The organism is Rhodococcus sp. Chr-9 (assembly GCF_000801125.1).
In the GTDB taxonomy this organism is placed as follows: Bacteria; Actinomycetota; Actinomycetes; order Mycobacteriales; family Mycobacteriaceae; genus Rhodococcus; species Rhodococcus pyridinivorans.
In genome coordinates this window covers 26,930-45,089 of the sequence record NZ_JTIZ01000059.1, presented here as the reverse complement: position 1 = coordinate 45,089, position 18,160 = coordinate 26,930, and the positions used below count along the sequence as shown (strand labels likewise).

The 18,160-nt window shown below is 63.4% G+C and carries 10 protein-coding genes and 5 pseudogenes; 5 read left to right on the top strand and 10 right to left on the bottom strand.

The annotated features are described in order from the left end of the window. Position 1: 1 nt before the first annotated feature. Both QR64_RS07030 and QR64_RS26470 read right to left on the bottom strand, forming a co-directional pair. Complete coding sequence (locus QR64_RS07030) at positions 2–640, bottom strand: TetR/AcrR family transcriptional regulator (protein WP_006553302.1); 639 nt, start codon at positions 638–640, stop codon at positions 2–4. A gap of 1,593 nt (positions 641–2,233) precedes the next feature. After that, positions 2,234–2,551 (bottom strand): annotated as a pseudogene (locus QR64_RS26470) (helix-turn-helix domain-containing protein); the annotation flags it as partial. Positions 2,552–2,660: 109 nt separating this feature from the next. Here QR64_RS26470 and QR64_RS07025 point away from each other — a divergent pair. Further along, a complete protein-coding gene (locus tag QR64_RS07025; RefSeq protein ID WP_039584670.1) occupies positions 2,661–3,974 on the top strand; it encodes an IS256 family transposase in 1,314 nt (437 codons plus the stop codon). A 7-nt stretch (positions 3,975–3,981) separates the two neighbouring features. Here the strand turns inward: QR64_RS07025 and QR64_RS07020 are convergent. Together QR64_RS07020 and QR64_RS07015 are read right to left on the bottom strand one after the other, a co-directional pair. Continuing rightward, a pseudogene (locus tag QR64_RS07020) lies at positions 3,982–4,665 on the bottom strand (cupin domain-containing protein); the annotation flags it as partial. A 355-nt stretch (positions 4,666–5,020) separates the two neighbouring features. Then, entirely contained in the window at positions 5,021–6,196 is a 1,176-nt protein-coding gene (locus QR64_RS07015; protein ID WP_230826513.1) for a carbon-nitrogen hydrolase family protein, read from the bottom strand. 1,268 nt (positions 6,197–7,464) lie between these two features. On the opposite strand from QR64_RS07015, the gene QR64_RS07010 reads away from it, so the two are divergent. From QR64_RS07010 to QR64_RS07000, 3 genes and pseudogenes are all read left to right on the top strand, one after another. Next, positions 7,465–8,127 (top strand): ParA family protein, encoded by a 663-nt coding sequence (locus QR64_RS07010; RefSeq protein WP_006554888.1) that lies wholly within the window; start codon positions 7,465–7,467, stop codon positions 8,125–8,127. Beyond that, positions 8,127–9,041: pseudogene (locus tag QR64_RS07005) on the top strand (ParB/RepB/Spo0J family partition protein). The gene QR64_RS07010 and the pseudogene QR64_RS07005 overlap by 1 nt, the downstream one beginning before the upstream one ends. A 150-nt stretch (positions 9,042–9,191) precedes the next feature. Next, a pseudogene (locus tag QR64_RS07000) lies at positions 9,192–9,533 on the top strand (IS5 family transposase); the annotation flags it as partial. Positions 9,534–9,553: 20 nt separating this feature from the next. Here QR64_RS07000 and QR64_RS25665 read toward each other — a convergent pair. Next, positions 9,554–10,792: pseudogene (locus QR64_RS25665) on the bottom strand (IS110 family transposase). An 89-nt stretch (positions 10,793–10,881) separates the two neighbouring features. Here QR64_RS25665 and QR64_RS25660 point away from each other — a divergent pair. After that, positions 10,882–11,562: an IS5 family transposase gene (locus tag QR64_RS25660; protein WP_081263418.1), complete on the top strand. Its 681-nt coding sequence runs from the start codon at positions 10,882–10,884 to the stop codon at positions 11,560–11,562. 126 nt (positions 11,563–11,688) lie between these two features. On the opposite strand, the gene QR64_RS06980 is transcribed toward QR64_RS25660, so the two are convergent. The 5 genes from QR64_RS06980 to QR64_RS06960 form a co-directional block, all read right to left on the bottom strand. Then, the gene (locus QR64_RS06980) at positions 11,689–12,645 is read right to left on the bottom strand and encodes a 3-carboxyethylcatechol 2,3-dioxygenase (RefSeq protein ID WP_039584686.1); all 957 of its coding nucleotides are present in this window, start codon (positions 12,643–12,645) and stop codon (positions 11,689–11,691) included. Positions 12,646–12,781: 136 nt separating this feature from the next. Beyond that, positions 12,782–13,651 (bottom strand): alpha/beta fold hydrolase, encoded by an 870-nt coding sequence (locus QR64_RS06975; RefSeq protein ID WP_006551096.1) that lies wholly within the window; start codon positions 13,649–13,651, stop codon positions 12,782–12,784. Next, positions 13,648–15,552 (bottom strand): FAD-dependent monooxygenase, encoded by a 1,905-nt coding sequence (locus QR64_RS06970; RefSeq protein WP_039584664.1) that lies wholly within the window; start codon positions 15,550–15,552, stop codon positions 13,648–13,650. The genes QR64_RS06975 and QR64_RS06970 overlap by 4 nt, the downstream gene beginning before the upstream one ends. A gap of 1 nt (position 15,553) precedes the next feature. Continuing rightward, positions 15,554–16,921, bottom strand: a complete 1,368-nt coding sequence (locus tag QR64_RS06965) for an MFS transporter (RefSeq protein ID WP_052227225.1) — start codon at positions 16,919–16,921, stop codon at positions 15,554–15,556. A gap of 370 nt (positions 16,922–17,291) precedes the next feature. Further along, positions 17,292–18,032 (bottom strand): GntR family transcriptional regulator, encoded by a 741-nt coding sequence (locus tag QR64_RS06960; RefSeq protein ID WP_006551093.1) that lies wholly within the window; start codon positions 18,030–18,032, stop codon positions 17,292–17,294. Between the last annotated feature and the right edge of the window lie 128 nt (positions 18,033–18,160).

Below are 18,160 nucleotides of genomic sequence, written 5' to 3'. Positions count from 1 at the left end.
GTCATAGCCTTTGGTGCGTAGCCACCATCTTCAGGTAGCTGTCGAGCATGGCTTCGGCGTCGTCGCGGACCGATTTCACGCGACCGGTTTTTGTCATCAGGAGCAATCCGAAGACCCAGGTGGCATGGACCACCGCGAGGTGGTGTGCAGTCTGCTCGGTTGCCAGTCCGTCGGTGATCAGACCATTCGCGATCAACGTCATCACTTGGTCGAACAGGGTGTTCAGTTCCTCGTCGAGCTTCTTGTTGAGGCCTGCAGGGCGGACTCCGCCGTACAGATAGAAGCCGAGTTCGAAGTCGGCGGGATGGGTGTCGTAGAAGGACCACAAGCCGTGCAGTGCCGCGGCCGATGCCGGCCTGTCGGGTGAGGTTTCGACGGTGGTGGCCACTTCGGACTGCAGGGCGTGCAGGGAGTCTCGCAGCACTTCGGCGTAGAGCTCTTCCTTGGTGTCGAAGTAGGTGTAGATGGCTCCCGTTGTGTAGCCCGCGGCCTGGGCGATCTCGCGCATCGAGGCGGCGTCGATGCCGCGTTCGGCGAAGATGCGCTTCGCGGCATCGCGTATCAGTCCTTTCTTGAACTCCCGCACGGCACCGCGCCGTGACCCGGATTCGCGGACCGTGTTCTGAGCATTGATCGACATGTCATTTTCCATAACATCGTTCAGTTTCCTTAACTGTAGTTCTCTTCTGTGAGGGGCGTCAACGGTTCCAGCTTGCCGGACCCACTGTCGGGGTTGTTCTGAGTGGTACCGGCATCAGGCCTGCGTCTCAGCCGTCGCCGATACCGAGCGACCGAGCGCGTGGATCCGGCGTCTGAACGAGACCCGGTGTACTCGGTCGGCCGAGGTGAGGACGGCCCCACAGTCGACAAGCTCGTGCACCGTCGACCACTCGCGCTCTGCGTCCACACGGATGCACCCACCATCGATGGTTCACATGATGCTCATGGCAACCTCAGCGATGCCCGACGGCATGCTGAACAGGCGATTTTCTCGCTGCCCGCCGCAGTAGCAGGACATGCTGCAGGCGCTGGTGACCGACGGCGTCATGGCACGGCCCGACGCTGCGGGCTGCACACTCCGATCCGGTCGTCGGAGATGCACCAGCGCCTGCTCGCGGCTTCCGGATCCGAGTCCACCTGCTCGGCGCCAAGCCCCGGTGTGTAGGCGGCTCGAACTTTCCCGTTGATGTGACCCTCAGCTGGGTGCACGGTGCGGTCCGGTCGGCAATGGGGTGGCTCGGCAGCCGTCTGTGCCGTCTCCTTCCGGGCGATCCTCGGTCGTTCTGTGTCGTCACTCTGTTCGACCTGAGGGAGGGAAGGGTGGTGTGGTCGAAGGGGTGGTCCGGTTCGGTCAGCTGGTGACCGAACCGGGTGATCGATTCCGGTAGGACTCCGACGTCGGTGACAGCCGGCACCACGTTCTGGCGGTGGACGAGATCGCCGTCGAGCCACCGACTACAGTGCGCTGCACTGCTGCTCGCAGCGCCTGTCCACCGAACGCCCGCAGCGACATCTGCGGATATATGCCGGCAGCTGTCAGCATCGGTACGCAGGGGAGACGACGCGAGGTCGGCTCCATAGCCGTTCGATACCACCGAGACCACGGCTGCGATCACAGCGGCGACGGTGGCCCCGGTCCCCGTGCTCGACGCACGTGCGATGTTCCCACTCGGCTCGAGTACCGCGGCGACCCCGCGCTGACACCTGTCGGAACGGGTGCTACTCATCCGGTGGTCAGCACTTCACCGATCGGATCGGCTTCACCGATGGAGGGCCGGCTCGGCGAATCGCAAGGCTCTTGACCCAGCCGGGGGACTGGTTACGTACCGGCACGCGAACACTCGGTGTGGCTGATGTACGGACAGGACGATGGACACCTAGCGTGCTCGTCCGCCGATCCGGTCACCGGCCGGGAGCGTTGCGGCGGCACACCGGGTCCCGACTCTCGGTCGGCAGGCGCGAATTCGACCGACCGGTCCAGGGGTCACGCTGGCCGTCGTCGCCGGTGGGTCCTGCCGAGCACTGGCCTCGCGGCCCGGATGCATCGGGGCAGGTGCATACCGATCGCGGACACCAGGCCGGAATGGTCCTGGAGGTCACCAGCGGTGCCCCCGGACAATCCCCGAGCGATCGAATTGCGGAAGGAAGCCAACCTGCCGGCTCCGGCTTCATCGGAAGTGACGGACCGAACGGTGTGCAAGCGAACAAGGGTAGGCCGGATACCGGGCTCTTTCTACGAAGCCTCCGTCGGTGGTGCTGATGCAGAAGCCGCCCACTCTCGGGCAGTGATGCCGTAGGCGTCTTTGAACGCGCGTGAAAACGTTGAGGGATCGAGGAACCCCCATTTTCTCGCCAACGCGCTGATCGTATATCGCCGACTCGTTGGGTCTGCCAGCTCAGTCTTGATGCGCTCGAGTCGGAGGGTACGGATGTGTTCGGCCACGCCCTGTCCCGTGGCCGAGAACAGTCGGTGGAGGGTCCGCACAGAGACGTTGTGCTCCGCCGCGATCTGTGAGGCACACAGGTTCGGGTCGGCCAGGTTCTGAGCAATGATCAGAACCTGTGGATCCCGGGAGGGCGTGCCTTCCCGGAAGATGATCTGCAAGGAACCTGAATTCTGATCAAGACCAGCGCGCCAACGCTGGCGGGAAGGCACGCCCGTGCTCACGGTAGTGGACAACAACGACGACTCCAACGACACCCGTGTTGGTGCGGATCCGGGAAGGTCGCTGCTCGACGAGATCGTCCGTGACGGGGCCCGGCAGATGCTCGCCGCAGCGTTGCAGGCCGAGGTCGCCGACTATATCGCCCGGCATGCCGGTGAGGTCGACGACAACGGCCACCGTCTGGTCGTGCGCAACGGCTACCACGCGCAGCGCGAGGTGATCACCGCTGCTGGTGCCGTGGCGGTGAAGGCACCGCGGGTCAACGACAGGCGCACCGACCCGGATACCGGTGAGCGCAGGCGGTTCTCGTCGCGTATCTTGCCGGCGTGGGCTCGCAAGTCCTCGCAGGTGTCGGAGGTGCTGCCGCTGCTGTATCTGCACGGATTGTCGACCAGCGACTTCGGGCCCGCTCTGGAGCAGTTCCTCGGCAGTGGTGCCGGCCTGTCACCGGCCTCGATCACCCGACTGACCGCGCAGTGGCAGCACGAGGCGACCGCGTTCGCGAAGCGGGATCTCTCGCAGGTCGACTATGTGTACCTGTGGGTCGACGGCATCCACCTGAAGGTCCGGCTCGAGCAGGAAAAGCTCTGCCTGTTGGTGATGCTCGGGGTGCGGGCGGACGGCCGCAAGGAACTCGTCGCCCTGGCCGACGGCTACCGAGAGTCCACCGAGTCCTGGGCGGACCTGCTGCGGGATTGCCGCCGCCGCGGGATGCGCGCGCCGGCGCTCGCGGTCGGGGACGGAGCTTTGGGATTCTGGCGGGCACTGCGGGAGGTGTTCCCCGCCACCCGCGAACAACGCTGCTGGTTCCACAAACAAGCCAACGTTCTTGCTGCACTCCCGAAATCGGCGCATCCGGGTGCGTTGGCGGCGATGAAGGAGATCATCGGGGCCGAGGACATCGACAAGGCGCAGTTGGCGATCGCAGCGTTCGAACGTGACTACAGCGCGAAGTACCCGAAAGCGGTGAAGAAAATCGTCGATGACGCCGACGTGCTGCTCGAGTACTTCCGGTATCCCGCCGAGCACTGGGTGCATCTACGCACCACGAACCCGATCGAATCGACCTTCGCGACGGTTCGGCTTCGGACCAGGGTGACCAAGGGCCCGGGATCACGGGCGGCGGGCATGGCGATGGCCTACAAGCTGATCGAAGCAGCGCAGTCGCGGTGGCGGGCGGTCAACGCACCACACCTGGTGGCGTTGGTGCGGGCCGGCGCAGTGTTCCACCAGGGCAAGCTCCTCGAACGTCCGGTCGACATCACCCCGGAACCATCGCCCGACACCCCAGTGTCCGAGGTCGCCTGACAAACCCAGATCCACAGGTATTGACAATTCCTCCCAGGTTCTGTCGGATATACGCAAGCACGCACTCGAGTAGGCCGTCAGAGGCGGCGGCTTGATCGGCAAGCTCGGTCCGTATCGCCGCTGACAAAAGATCGACAGCACTGTTGTGGAGTGAAGCTACCTCCGCCAAGTCTCCTGCATCGGTCGCATCGTTGATGCTTGTCATGAAGGATGACACCACTCGTCCGATACCGCGATCGCCCCCGACATTCACCGCGGTCATCCTACCGATGAAATCTTCGGTGAAGCCGAAAGAGTATCGCGGGAACTGGAATACGCTCATTCTCCAGTCTGTCGGGAACAGGATGTCGTAGGGATGGCGAGTGTCCCAGAAAACCAGTCCACCGCGACCGACTCGTGCAGTTCTGCCGTGCTGCTGCACGAGTGCATGGCCGGCGGACTGCACCCCAACCATGAGGTACTCACGCTCGTCCTGGCTGATCAAGCGACGAGTGCGGGTGATCTGCTGGGGCAGTGACGAGGACGTCGCGATACGTACCGTGCCCAAGTTGCCCGTCGAGACCGTACCGATGAAGGGTTGCTCGCTCGTGAGGGTGATGTTGAGCGGGACATAGCTGCGGCAGATGACATCGTGCCAGAGCGCGACGCGATCGGGTGCCGAGACCTGGTCAGAGGAGAAGAAAGTGTTCATCGACCTACCTGGTGCTAACCCCGTTCATTGTTCTTTTCAGGGTAGCCGTAATCGCGATGCCGGGCTCGGTCTCGATGTCGGCTCTCTGCGGTGCGGCGAGAAGGTCATCGCGACATGGGGTGGTGGGCGCCTTCAGCTCAGGGACTCTGGATGTCGATACAGGCCACGACGACCTCGATTACCCCATGTCGATAAGGTGTGACCGGCGGGGATACGTGGGGTGGACCTATCGGGGGTTACGGGCGGGCTGACTCGCTGCGATCGACGATGCGTTGTACTCGGTGATCCTCCGATTCCCCTGTCTCGCCCCTTCACACACCCGTGGCGCTTCGGAGGCGCCACGGGTGCTCCCGAGTCAGATGGTGGCTGTCGCCCGGTCCGTCTCGTCGGAATGTGTGGAGGGCAATGCGCGCTGTTCGTCCGCTCCGTTGAGCTCACGGACGCCGTCGAGTGCCCCGAACTGCGGCACGAACGTGTGCGTGGCATGGATGGTGGAAAGTGGGGTGTTGACGGGCGTGGTGCGGCGCTGGTTGAAGTTCAGCGACAGCACATCCGGCCGTGAGTAGTGGCCTACGGGGTCGGCGGCCTGCTTCGCCAAGGTGATCGCAGACAGATCGATGTCGGCGTAGAGGATCCCCTCCTCATCTTCGGCGAGAGGAGTTGCGAGATCGCGGCCGTCGGGCCCGATGATCCGCGCGAAACCTCCGCCTCGGCCGATCAGCTTTCGCTGTTCCTCGTTCTCGCAGAAGAACTCGTGGGCCTCCGGCGTGACCACCTGGGTGGTGCAAACCACGAAGGTTTGTCCCTCGAGTGCATACATACGCGTGGCCGTGAGCTGGGCATCGACACCGAAGGCGGGGACCTCCGGCTGGTACAGCGACATGCCAGGCCAGCTCGCGACGTGCACCTGCTCGTGCATCGAGTACATTGCGTACTTGGTGAGCGTCTGGAAATGCTCCCAGCAGTTGAGCGCGCCGAGCCGCGCGAAAGGCATGTCGTACACGGAGATATCCGAGCCGTTTCCTTCTCCGTATACCGAACGCTCGACGTGGGTGGGCTTGAGCTTGCGGCGTCGGGCGACCAGCTGCCCATCGGCGTCGATGATGAGCTGGGTCATGTACAAGCTGCCGCCATCCCGCTCGCTGATTCCCACCACTACGGCGATGCTGTGGTCGCGGGCGGCATCGAGCAACCGCTGTACGTGCGGGCTATCCATCGTCAGGGAATTCTCGTGGTAGCGCACGGCGAACTTCGCCATTCCGGCGAGCGGGCTGTCGACCCAGATGTGGTACGGGTACCCCGGGATGAATACCTCGGGAAACGCAACGAGCTCGCACCCGTTCCGGGCTGCTTCCGCGATGATGGACACGGTCTTGTCGACCGTTTTGGCCGCGTCGAACCACACAGGCTGTGCCTGCACCGCAGCAACTTTGAATGTGTTTGTGTATTCGACCATGTCCGTACCTCCGTTGCTTGTGTTTGGCAGGACAGTACGAGGTGAAAAGGCGCATGAATTGACGTGGAATGACACGGGTCCTGGCATTCTGCGCCACCCGTGTAGGGGAGTTCATCTAGCGGTTCGGCCGGGGGTCCGAGGCGGCTCTTCGCCGTTTCGATTCGTCGAAGGACTGGCCGGGCACGTTGAAGGATGTTGAGGCGGTAGTTGTCGGTGTCCTTCTGTGGAACGGCGGATAGGTCGAGGTCTGCGTCGGCTGTGCGTCCCCGTTTCTGGTTCGATCGTCGAGTAGCGGGGGATTGATGGGTTTGTGGTAGTCGTTCGGTAGGGACTGTGTCCACGCCGCAATTGCGTGCTCTCCGTGAGAGTAAGGGCGTGATTGCACTCCGCGAAGTCGGTGGTAGCATGCTCTCGATGCACCACATTACTTGTTGGACAGCGACTTCCGAGACGATCAGGTCATGTGGTCGACTGTAGGCGATGTAGGTGCTTTGCAAAAGTAATAGTTCGATCCGGGGCGAAAGTTCGGGTTCCGCTGCTCCCGCGTGTCTGAGGGTGTGGATAAGCCTTCGGCTCTGGAGTTCTCGGCCAACGGGATCTGAATAGCTAGCGGTGCGGCCTTGGGTGCACCCGTGAATTCTGATCGTGACAATGCGCCCCTGCCGACGGTTCGAGGTGATCTCTGGTTTACCGCGGTAAACCGCAGTGGGGTTCATAGCGGTTCTCAGTAGCGCGATGGGTTGCCAGGTCGTGTGACTAGTGGCGGGTTCGACTAGTCGCGGGTTCGCTGTCACAGTGACGAAAGTGATGCGCGGTTCAAGGTAACGCGATCAGCGCTCGACCGTCAGGGCTTGCCTGCATCATCTCGCCAACCTGCATTCTTGAACCCCGGCACGCCACCGATCAGGCCGAGTTCGGCGCGGTATAGGGAACCCGTATGTTTGCGGAGCCGTGTGGGACCGTTTCCGCATCGACAGTGTCAGGGAGATAGCAGGATTGAGGTAGTTACCATGTATTCACTTGGTGCAGAATGTCTTTGAAGAGAAGATGTGCGGTGGCGCTGGAGGTGGCGTTGACTCGGTCGGCGCTCTCACGTGAGGGTGAGAGCGCAAGGCATCTGAGATGATACGGCGAAAGCTTGTTCGGTAGACCCGTAAGGGTCTATCGTACGTGTTGCGCGTCTCGCGGAGATTACCGTGGTGCAGGCGCAATCGTCATCTCCGCCAAGAGATGACGACGCGAGTCCGAAGTAGCCCCACCCTGGGGTGAAGCATACGGAGGTAACCTGTGGCTGTTCATGTGATGCTCAACCAAAAGGTGGCGTCGGAAAATCGACGCTCACTATGAACCTTGCCGCTGTCAAAGCGGATGTCCTCACCGCCGCGACCGCTGGTGCCGATGACGATGTTCAGTCCCCGGTCGCCGCGATCTCCGTCGACCCGCAGGGCTCCGCAGTCTGGTGGGCTTCGCGCGTCGAGGAGTTGCCGTTTCTGATCGATCAGGTTCACGACAACCTCGACGTGCTGCGTAATCTCGACAAGCTGCCCGGCATCAAGCACGTCTACGTCGACACCCCGGGCTGGATCGACCTGTCCGGTGCTGATGACGGTACCGATGTGCTCGGCACCGGCAGTTCCGCCGACGCCCTGCGAGCGGTGCTCGAGGTCGCTGATCTGGTCATCGTTCCGATCGAACCCGAACCGCTGTGCTTCGATCCCACCGCGCGCACCATCAAGCAGGTCATCGAACCTCTCGGCAAGAATTTCATTGTCGTGGTGAACAATTGGGATCCCCGCGACGGCAAGGTGGACCTCGAGCAGACCCGCGAGTTCGTCCAGGCCAACGGATGGCCGCTGGCGCGAACGGTGGTGCGGCACTACAAGGTCCACACCCGCGCCGCTGCCGAAGGCCGCGTCGTTACCGAGTACGAAGCCAGCCGCGTCTCGTTGCAGGCACGGGAGGATTTCTACAAGCTCAGCCTCGAGCTCGCGGATGGTGGTCGCTGATGCCGCCCAAGGGTGGGCGCGCGAACTTCGCCTCCCTCGTCGGAGCAGTCGGCGACAACTCTCCGGTCGACCGTAAGCGCACCCCCGCACCCACGACGACGAAGACGACGATCGAGCCGCTCGAAGGTCAACTGCTCGCCGATGTTCCGGTCGATCAGCTCATCGCCAACCCCCGCAACCCGCGCGACGAACTCGGGGATCTGTCGGATCTGGCGACGATCGCCGACCGGCAGCTGCAACCCGGCACCGTCGTCAGCCGCACAGCGTGGTTGAAACTGTGACCCGAGGATGAAGACGATCTCGGTGCAGCGCAGTACATCGTCGTCAACGGCAACCGCCGGCTCGCTGCGGCCCAGAAGTACGGCCGTCCCGGTCTCGATGTGGTGCTGCGCGACAGCATCGCCGTCGACAAGGGTGAAATCCTGTGGGCTGCAACGAGTGAGAACATCGACCGCCGTGACTTCGACGTCCTCGAAGAAGCCAAGGCTGTGGAGTTGATGGTCTCCGAGTTCGGTAGTGCGGATGTGGCGGCGAAGAAACTCGGTCGCTCCAAGGGCTGGGTGTCGCAGCGTCGCGCCCTGCTCAAACTTGCCCCCGAGCTGCAAGCAGCCCTGCGTGCAGGTGATCTCGCTGTGCGCCAGGCCCGCTCGCTGGCCCGGGTTCCGCTCGAGGAACAGGTCGCGGCGTGGGAAGCAGCCCAGAACCCTGATCCGGAACCCGAAGCCGACGCAGAGACTGCCGAGCCTGAGGCGCCGCAGCCGAAAGAGCCTGCGAGCAAGCTCGAGCCGGTGGACAAGGTGGCTCAGGCACTCAAGCGTCTGGGAGCGGATCCGGATGTGCTGGCCGCGGCGGTGCGGAAGCACTTCACTGACGACGAGCGTCGCAAGCTCATCGATGCACTCGAGCTCCGGTAACCGCGATCCAAAGCCGATAGCGTTGCTTCACAGCAGTTTCCACTACTCAGCCTTGCGTAGTGATGTACTTGGAATATGGGCCCGGCTGGGAAGAGTGACTAGAGCGTGTCCTGTGAATCGGTGAACACCCCCCCGTGATACGCATTCGGGGTGGTAGGACGCGGTGAGCTGACCGACAAGGCCTGGACGCAGATCGAACCGCTACTGCCCGCTTCAGGACGAGGCGGACAGTGGCGCGATCACCGACAGGTGATCAACGCGATCTTGTGGAAGCTGCGCACCGGCGCACCCTGGCGGGACCTGCCCGAACGCTACGGACCGTGGAAAACGGCGCACGAGCGGTTGCGTAAATGGACCATGGACGGCACCTGGGAGAAGATCCTCGATGCCGCGGTCGTCAAAGACGACGCGGTCGGGGCGGTCGAGTGGATCGTCTCGGTCGACTCGACCGTGGTACGGGCACACCAGCATTCGGCCGGTGCCCGGAAAAAGACATCCCAGGAGCTTGAGAGTCAAGCAGCAGCCTGCTCGGGGTGAGGTGACCAGGCGGTCGTCTCGTCGTAGCAGGTGCGGGTCTTGAGGCATCCGTGCAGGATGCCGACGAGTCGGTTGGCGAGCTGCCGCAGGGCAGGACGGTGACCGAGACCGCGGTCGCGCTGTTTGTCGTAGTAGGCGCGGGCACCGGAGGAAGCTTGCAGTGCCGAGAATGCCTGTGCGCTCAGGGCATCGACGAGCCGATCGCCCAAGGACGAATCGTGCCATAACTGTTTTCTTCTTGCCGGAGGCTCGGGTGATCGGACTGGTTCCGGCGTAGTTCTTGCGCGCTTTGGCGGTAGCGTAGCGGCTGCGGTCGTCACCGAATTCACCGAGCACCCGGGGACCGAGCAAGGATCCGAGTCCCGGCTGGGACAAGATGATCTCAGCGTCCGGGTGTCGGCCAAAATGGGCATCGACCTGCTTCTGCAATGTCGTGATCTCGGTGTTCAGCGTGGTCAGTACGGCCACGGCGGAGCGGGTGGTGGTCGCGTATGCGGTGGTGATCACCGCTGCCCGACCCAGGTGTTCACCGCGCAGCACGGCCTGGATCTGGTCGGTCTTGGTTTCGATGTCGCGACGCCGAGCCTTGCGCAGTGCCGCGGTGATCTGACCGCGTGTCAGTCGCGCTGCCGAGGTCGGGTCGGGTGCTTTGCCGAGTAACTCGAGGGCGTCGACGGCGTCGAGGGCGTCGACGGCGTCGAGGTCGTCGAACGCCTCCAACGCGGCCGGGAAGTACTCGCGCAACGCATGCCGCAGCCGCTGGGTATGGCGGGTGCGTTCCCAGATCAAGGTCTTGTGGGCCCGGGCCACGACCTTGATGGCCTCGGCCTCGGGGCTGTCGCCGGCCACCGGCCGCAGTTGGTGCGAATCGGTCCGCACCATATCGGCCAGCACGTGCGCATCTGCGGCGTCGCTCTTGGCGCCCGAGACTCGTCGACGATCACGAAACGAGATGCCTGCAACGGGTTCACCGCGAACACCGTGTAGCCGGCAGCGACCAACGCCGCTACCCAGGGGCCGTGGTCGGTCTCGATTCCGATGGCCACCTCGGACTCGTCGACGTTGTCGCCCAAGTGGTCGCCGACCATTGTATGCAACCGCGCGATCCCGGCCACTCCTTCCGGCAACCGAGCCTTGCTCAACCTGCGCCCGGATGCATCCATCAACTCGATATCGTGATGCTCTTCCGACCAGTCGTCTCCGACAAACAACATCAGCCTCGTCACCCGCCCTTGCTGTTCAACGCCACTACATCCGGCAGCATGCGGAAGAACGATCAGCAACCTAATGAAGCAGTGCTCCGGTGGCACGACATCCCATCAGCGATTCCGTTCTCCCGGCGGACGGGCAGGGGCACGGTCTTTTTTCAGGACTCGGTGTCCAGGGGGCTCGAGTGCTCACCTGCCCGCCGCTACCAGTGACGAGTCTGCCGCATCGCAGGACCCGCCAGCTCTCATTAGGGGGCTGCACACCGGCAGTCGAAGCGCTCGCCGTCGACGGAGAATGCCTCGGACGTTCCCGAGGAGGACTGAGCAGCAAGATTCATCTCGCGGTCGACGGACGCGGTATGCCGATGAGTGTGATCCTTACCGCCGGCCAGGCCGGTGACAACCCGCAGCTGGTTCCGCTGCTCGACAGGATCGAGGTCGCCCGCCTTGGGGGTGGACGGCCGCGATCCCGTCCGGATGCGGTGGTGGCGGACAAGGCGTATTCGCATCCGAGTACCCGTGTCCTGCTACGGGGGCGCGGGATCCGGTTCACCTGTCCGGAACGGGCGGATCAGAAGGCCGGCCGGGCGGCGAAAGGCTCCCGTGGTGGGCGTCCACCGGCGTTCGACCGGGCCGAGTACGCAGGCGGCAACGTCGTCGAGCGCTGCATCAACCGGCTCAAACACTTCCGTGACCTGGCCACTCGTTACGCCAAACGAGCTGCCTATTTCCGATCCGAGTTGATCATCGCTGCGATCGTCTTGTGGCTTCAGTGATTCACAGGACAGGCCCTAGTGGGCCTGTAGTAGTGCACTGCTTGATAACCGCGGCGGTGCGGTTATGGTCGCGCTCAGTTGGACTTGTCGAAGACGGCAGACCTTTTCTTGGGGTGCAGCTGCCGGTCACTTCATGTGGTTCGAGGATCGAGTGAGGGCTGTCGTGATTCCGAATCCTGCTATCCACTCAGGTATTTCGCGGTAGAAGCTCGACGTGACCTGGTAGGGGCCGTTTGCGTGGAGCGCGGCGTAGGCGGCGATCCAGGTGCGCACCTCATGGGACGAGTGGCCGGCCTGCTCGACGAACCAGTCATTGGTCCACGTGTCGATTTGTTCGAGTTCGCAGGATGCCAGAATTTCGAGAAGATGCTGGTCCCAGTGGGGGTTCAACGGCTGAATGGTGGCGGTACCGGCAGCGAAGTCTCGACCTGCGGTGATGACGCGTTGTTCGCGGGCCTTGCGTTCGGCGTCGCTCGGATTGCGGCCGTCGATCAACCGTTCGCGCACCTGCTCAGGCGAGCTGGTGAACTGCGGAATCGGTGGGTCGTGGGAGAGCCCTCCGGATCCGACGAACAGGACGCGTTTGTCCAGTTTGTTGGCTGCTCGTCCGACAGCTTCGCCGAGCAGCCGAACTCGGCTGACGGGGCCGAGGGGTTCGGCGACGGAGTTGATGAAGATCGGCACGGTCGGTACTGCGATGATCGATCCGACGAGTAGTTGTAGAGCCTGGGCGAAACCGTGGTCGACGTGCATGCGTTCGGAGAACGCGGCGTCGATACCGCTGTCGAGTACTTCGCGCGTAATAGTGCGGGCGGCGTCGCGGTCGACGTCGAGGGGGCCGGCTTCGGTGCCATAGTCGCCGACGGACTGCGCGCCGGCTCCGATGCAGAACGGTGGCAGCAGGTCGTAGAAGACCCCGTTGTAGTGGTCGGGGGCGAAGATCACGATCAGATCTGGGGCGAAATCGGCGATGAATCGGCGCGCGTGGTCGAAGGCGGCGTCGACGGCGTCGATGACTTCTTGATCGGGGTCGTTGCGTCCCATCAGGGGGGAGTGCGACATCGCGCACAGCGCCACAGGCATCGCGGAGCCTCCTTTCTGGTACTTCACGGCCTCTGCCCGGATGGTTCGAGCGAGAGCGGATGAGGTTCGTCGGATGGGTGCGTCCGGCCGGTGCCGCCAGGGGTTTCAGGGGAGGGCGGCACCGGCTGCATCTGTGTCAACTGCGATCGAGGAGAAAATCCAGGTGCAGTTTGTTGAAGGTGTCGGGGTCTTCGTACTGGGGCCAGTGTCCGCAGTTCTCCATGACCGCCAGCTTGGCGCCAGGGATGTGGGAGGCGATGCGCTCTGCTTCGTCGACCGGACCGGAGGGATCTTTGGTGGTCCACAGAACCATCGTTGGCACGGTGATGCCTTGGAGGGTGGCATCGGTGATCATGTTCCGTTTGCGGGTTTCGAGGTCCTGCAAGGCCATGTTCATTTCGCATGCCTTGAGCCAGTCCGGTTGTTGGAAGATGGCCTGGCGGGTGCGGATGAGGTCGTCGGTGACCATGTTCGGGTCGGCCATGAGCCATTCGAGGCGTGCTTTGACGCGTTCCCAGCTCGGGTCTTTCGCCGCTTCCATCGACAGGGTGTAGAGCCGTTCCATTACCTGTGGGTTGGCCATGGTGCCGCCCATGGTGTTGAGCACGATCCGCTCGACTTTGTCCGGGTGGTCGTGAGCGAACTGGGCGGTGACCCATCCGCCCAGCGACTCGCCTGAGAAGGATGCCTTCTCGACGCCGATGGCATCCATAAGGTGCAGCACGTGGTCGATGTAGTGCTTGATCTCGAGGGGGTGATCGGGTTTGGCGGAGTAGCCGTGGCCGATGAAGTCGATGGCCCACACATTGAAATGCTCGGCGTGTGAACGCAGATTGCGGACATATGCTTCGGCGTGGCCGGTGATGCCGTGTAGGAGAATGAGTGTGGGCTTGGAGTCGTCCCCGGCGTGCAAATAGCGGGTGCGGTATGGGCCGGCCTGGATGAACCCCTGGCTGAACTCGACCTGGTTCAGATCGTCCCAGACGCTGGTGTACGGGCGGGTCATGCGTGTGCTCCCTCGATTGGTGTGATGCTGGCTGTGGAGGCTGATGTTGCGTCGTCGGCGGTGACGTGCGGGACGACGATCGGTACGGCGTGGATGCTGTACTGGGGCGTACCGCCGTTCCCGGCGGTTGGGGTCTCATGCGGGGCACGGTCGAGGACGATGCTGAGCGCGTTCTCGAGGTGGGTGAGTGCTTCGCTGTCGCCCCATACCGGAGCGCTGTACCGCCAGGCGACGTAGCCGTCGGGGCGCACGAGAAGAGCCCCGGCCTCATGGATTTCACGGAGCTGCCGCCAGTACCCGTACGAGTCGTTGATGCCCGCTTCACCGATGACTACGGTGCGCAGGAACGGTAGGTCCAATGTGGCAGCGGCACGTTTCCATGCCTGTCCGCCGATGCCGGTGAGCAGGGTCATCTGTCCCTTGCCGGTGACATCGAGGGTCGAGACCCGGGTACCGTGCGGGCCGACCAACCAGGCGTGTGGCAGCTTGGCGCCAGGACGAGTGGTGGCCTGCAGGTACAGTTCCCGGTCGCGTCCCCATACCTCCTCACCGGCTTCAAGGTCGGGGACCACCGCAGACGAGGCGTAACGCTGGTTGAGTTCGACGCCGTGGGCATTGAACTCGGTGTTCTTGACCTCGAGTGCCTCGTATAGGCGCTCACGCAGTGCCGCGCCTTCGGAGGAGGGAGCTTTGAGTTTTGCCAGGCCGGCGGTGACCGGGTCGTCGCTGGTGGGATCGAACCACTCGCGCAGACCGGCGTAGTCCTTGCGGGACTGGTTGGCGCGCGCGACGATCTGCCTGCCGACCGGAACCCGCTCGGGGGAGTAGGACTCGAGCAGTCCCGGTCCCGCGTATCCCTTGGCGGCGTAGGCGATCTTCCAGGCAAGGTTGAATGCATCCTGCATGGAGGTGTTCGAGCCCAGGCCGCTGCTCGGCGGATGCCGGTGTACGGCGTCGCCGCCACAGAACACCCGGCCGGATTGATAATGCTCGGCCCACTGCTGATTGACGTACCAGAACGAGCGCGACACGATGTCGATGGTCAGCTCAGGGTCGCCGACAAGGGTACGGATCTGTTCTAGCACAACGTCATCGGATATGTCGGGTTCACCTTGGGACATGTCGAAGCCCCATCCGGCGATCCACTGGCCCCAAGGTCTGATCGCCCGCAGCAGACCCATGCCGATCTCACCGAAACCGGCCTTGGAGTTGAAGATCCAGTGCAGAATGCTCGGCCGGTGAGCGACGTACTTGCTCAGATCCGCGTTGAACAGGATGTAGGCGGTGCCGGCACGGGCGAGCTCGCCTTCAAAGGGCAGTCCGATCTGTTCGGCGATCTTCGAGCGGGCACCGTCGAAGCCGAGCAGGAAGCGCGCTCGCTGGGTGAACTCGGTGCCCGAGCGCACATCCCGGAATCTCACCGTGACACCGTCCTTGTCCTGGCTGTGATCGAGGTATTCGGTGTTGAAACTGATCAACGCGCCGCGTTCGGCCGCGTTCTTGATCAGTACCGGTTCCATCAGGGGCTGAGGGATGTCGAGCATCGCGCACGGGCTGCCGGCGAGATAGTCGCCGTACCGGGCGCCGGTGCCCCATGTTTGCATCCGGACGATTTCTTCACCGGCCAGACTGGTGGTGAACAGGGTGTCGCCCATCTGGTCCCACGGAGTGGCGTATGTGCGGGCTTCGTCTTCGACGCCCAGGTCGCGGAGCACTTCTACGGCGCGTTGGTTGGTGATGTGCGCGCGGGGTGAGTTCGCCACCCAGGGGAACATCGAGACGGCGTGGACGCGCACACCGTAGGTGGCCAGGGCGAGAGCGGCTGTGCCTCCAGCGGGACCGAGTCCGACGACGATGACGTCGGTGTCGTAGGTGGGGTCGTGGTCGTTCATGGTGGTCACTTCACTTGTCCAGGGTCCGCACGGACCGTGCGGCGTCGGTGGTGGGCGGAGTCGAAGAAGCTGCGGTGGCAGTTGCGCTCGGTGTCGAGGTGCGCTGGTCGGCATCCAGTTGGCGTGTCGCGCCCTTGCGTCCCCAGCCGCCGGGCAGCAGGACCACCGAGACCACCGAGATGGTCGAGACGATCAACAGGTAGAGCACTATCGAGTTGCTGGTGTTGGTGGAGGCGTACAGGGCGGTCGCAATGGTCGGGGCGAACGCCGAGCCCGCGACCTGGGAGATCGTGTAGCCGATCGAGACGCCGCTGTAGCGCACATCTGCATCGAAGATCATGGTGAACAGCGATCCGGTTACTCCGGCGGCGGGGGCCATGGCGATGCCGAAGACCAGTACCTGCGCGGTCATGAAAAGCCAGGGGTTTCCGGTGTTGATCAGCGCGAAGGCCGGGCCGATCGCCACCCCCATGGTGACGGCGCCGAGCAGGTACATGGTCTTGCGGCCGCAGGTGTCCGACAGGGCGCCGAAGACAGGATAGAGGAGGACGGCGACGAGGCCGGCGACGAACACGCCGGCCAGGGCGAAGGTGCGGCTGATTCCGGCGACGGTGGTGCCGTAGGAGACGAGATACGCCATGCAGATGTAGGCGAACACTCCCTGGGACAGGTAGGTGCCGGCAATGAGGAAGATTTCTTTCGAGTGCTTTCGGAATGCGACGGCGATCGGCATCCGCACTACAGCACTGTTGGCTTTGATCTCGGCGAAGTCGGGGCTTTCGGTCAGGGACAGGCGGATGAACAGGCCGATTACGATCAGGACCGCGCTGAACAGGAACGGTAGCCGCCAGCCCCAACTGAGGAACTGCTCGTCCGGGAGCTGAGAAGCGGCGAAGAACGCCAGGGTCGCAATGCTCGTCCCGGCGGGAGCACCCATCTGTGAGAAGGAGCCGAAGAGTCCTTTCTTCGCGGTGGGGGCATGCTCGACGGCCATCAAGGTGGCGCCACCCCATTCACCGCCTACGGCGAAGCCTTGAACCAGGCGCAGCAAGGTGAGCAGGATCGGAGCGGCGATGCCGATCTGGGCGTAACCGGGCAGCAGTCCCATCAGTACTGTGGCGGCACCCATACCGACGAGAGAGATAACGAGCATCTGTTTGCGGCCGACCCGGTCACCGAAGTGGCCGAAGACGATGCCTCCGAGGGGTCGGGCGAGGAATCCGACGCCGAAAGTAGCGAAGGACAACAGGATTCCGATAGCAGGTGAGACATCGGGGAAGAACAAGGTGGGGAAGACCAGTGCGGCCGCGGTGCCGTAGATGAAGAAGTCGTAGTACTCGACGGTGGTCCCTACGAAGCTGGCCAGGGCCACCCGCATCGGGGAGGTCTTCGTTGCGGAAGTCGGCGCGGTGGTCACGGTGTGGTTCCCCCGCTGCGAGGGGCGGGGCAGGCTGGCACTGCGAACAATGCTGGGTGCGAGGCGGTCATGGCCGCGCCTTTCGTCTGAGATTCGTCGGGAGGTCGAAGAGGGCCACCGCAGAAAGGGGCCGAGCAACTGGAATGCTAGACGTCTAGTTGCGAAGCTACTCCAGCGCGAATGGTGACGCAAGTCTCTGTCGGAGGAGGGTGGATCGCTCTGTGGCGATCAATGTGATGCTGCGCTGCCTGAAGATACAGCGCCGCAGGCGGGGCGGAAGCCTGTAGGCCTGTCCGGTGGCACAGAACCCGTTACAGCGAGCGGCTCACCATCAGCGCGATGGCTGAGCACTCGATTCGTCGCGAATGACCGCAATCGTGCCGACGATATGGCGCTCCATCGCCTCACGCGCCGCAGCGGCATCGCGATTTCGGATCGCCTCGGCGATCTCGTGATGGTCGTGCTGGCGGTTGGGTAACGCACTCGCGAGCGGGTTGGTGATGCCGGCGGTGTTGATCAGGAAATCCGACAGATCCCACATCCGCTGACTGGTCTCCTCCATGATCCGTGAATGCGCCATCGCATGGATGGCGGCATGGAATTCCCTGTTGTGAACTCGGTATCCGTGGGCGCGGACCTCGGGGTCGTCGGAGGCGATCAAGGCATCGACGCGTGCAGAGATCAGATCCAGCTCCCGCACCTGCGCCTCGGTTCGCCGTGTGGCCGCCACCGCAGCAATGGCTCCTTCGAAACCACCGAACAGGGTGAAGAAGTCCTCGACCTCACGCGGGGTGTAGGAAACGACCTCGCACCCGACCTGGGGGACGATGTAGACCAGTTTGTCGCTCGAGAGGCGACGCAGGGCATCCATGACCGGCTGTTTGCTCACCCCGAATTCCTGCCGAATCGACTCGACGACGATCTTCTCGCCAGCTGTATAGCGGCCTTCGAGCAATCGGGTCTTCAAGATGTCGTAGAGCGCGGAGGACAGGCGTGCCCCGGAGGTGCGGACGTGCGCGAGGAGGGCGGCAGCCTCGGTGCTAGCCGTCGGGCCGGGATCGGTCGAGGTCATCGGCTCAGGCTTTCCGTCGGTTATCGGGTGGTGCTGGGAGTTGAAGGCAGCGACTTGCATTCTAGTACTTGTGGTGTGAGTCACTGTGAGCTACGTTCATCTGGAACGCTAGCATTCCAGTTCGCGAT

What these genes read in the sequence shown, in the direction of transcription:
- QR64_RS06980 (WP_039584686.1), bottom strand. Translation starts at nt 12,645, where the DNA reads ATGCCTGTGGCGCTGTGCGCGATGTCGCACTCCCCCCTGATGGGACGC.
- QR64_RS07030 (WP_006553302.1), bottom strand. Translation starts at nt 640, where the DNA reads ATGTCGATCAATGCTCAGAACACGGTCCGCGAATCCGGGTCACGGCGC.
- QR64_RS06965 (WP_052227225.1), bottom strand. Translation starts at nt 16,921, where the DNA reads ATGCGGGTGGCCCTGGCCAGCTTCGTAGGGACCACCGTCGAGTACTAC.
- QR64_RS07010 (WP_006554888.1), top strand. Translation starts at nt 7,465, where the DNA reads ATGAACCTTGCCGCTGTCAAAGCGGATGTCCTCACCGCCGCGACCGCT.
- QR64_RS06960 (WP_006551093.1), bottom strand. Translation starts at nt 18,032, where the DNA reads ATGACCTCGACCGATCCCGGCCCGACGGCTAGCACCGAGGCTGCCGCC.
- QR64_RS06975 (WP_006551096.1), bottom strand. Translation starts at nt 13,651, where the DNA reads ATGACCCGCCCGTACACCAGCGTCTGGGACGATCTGAACCAGGTCGAG.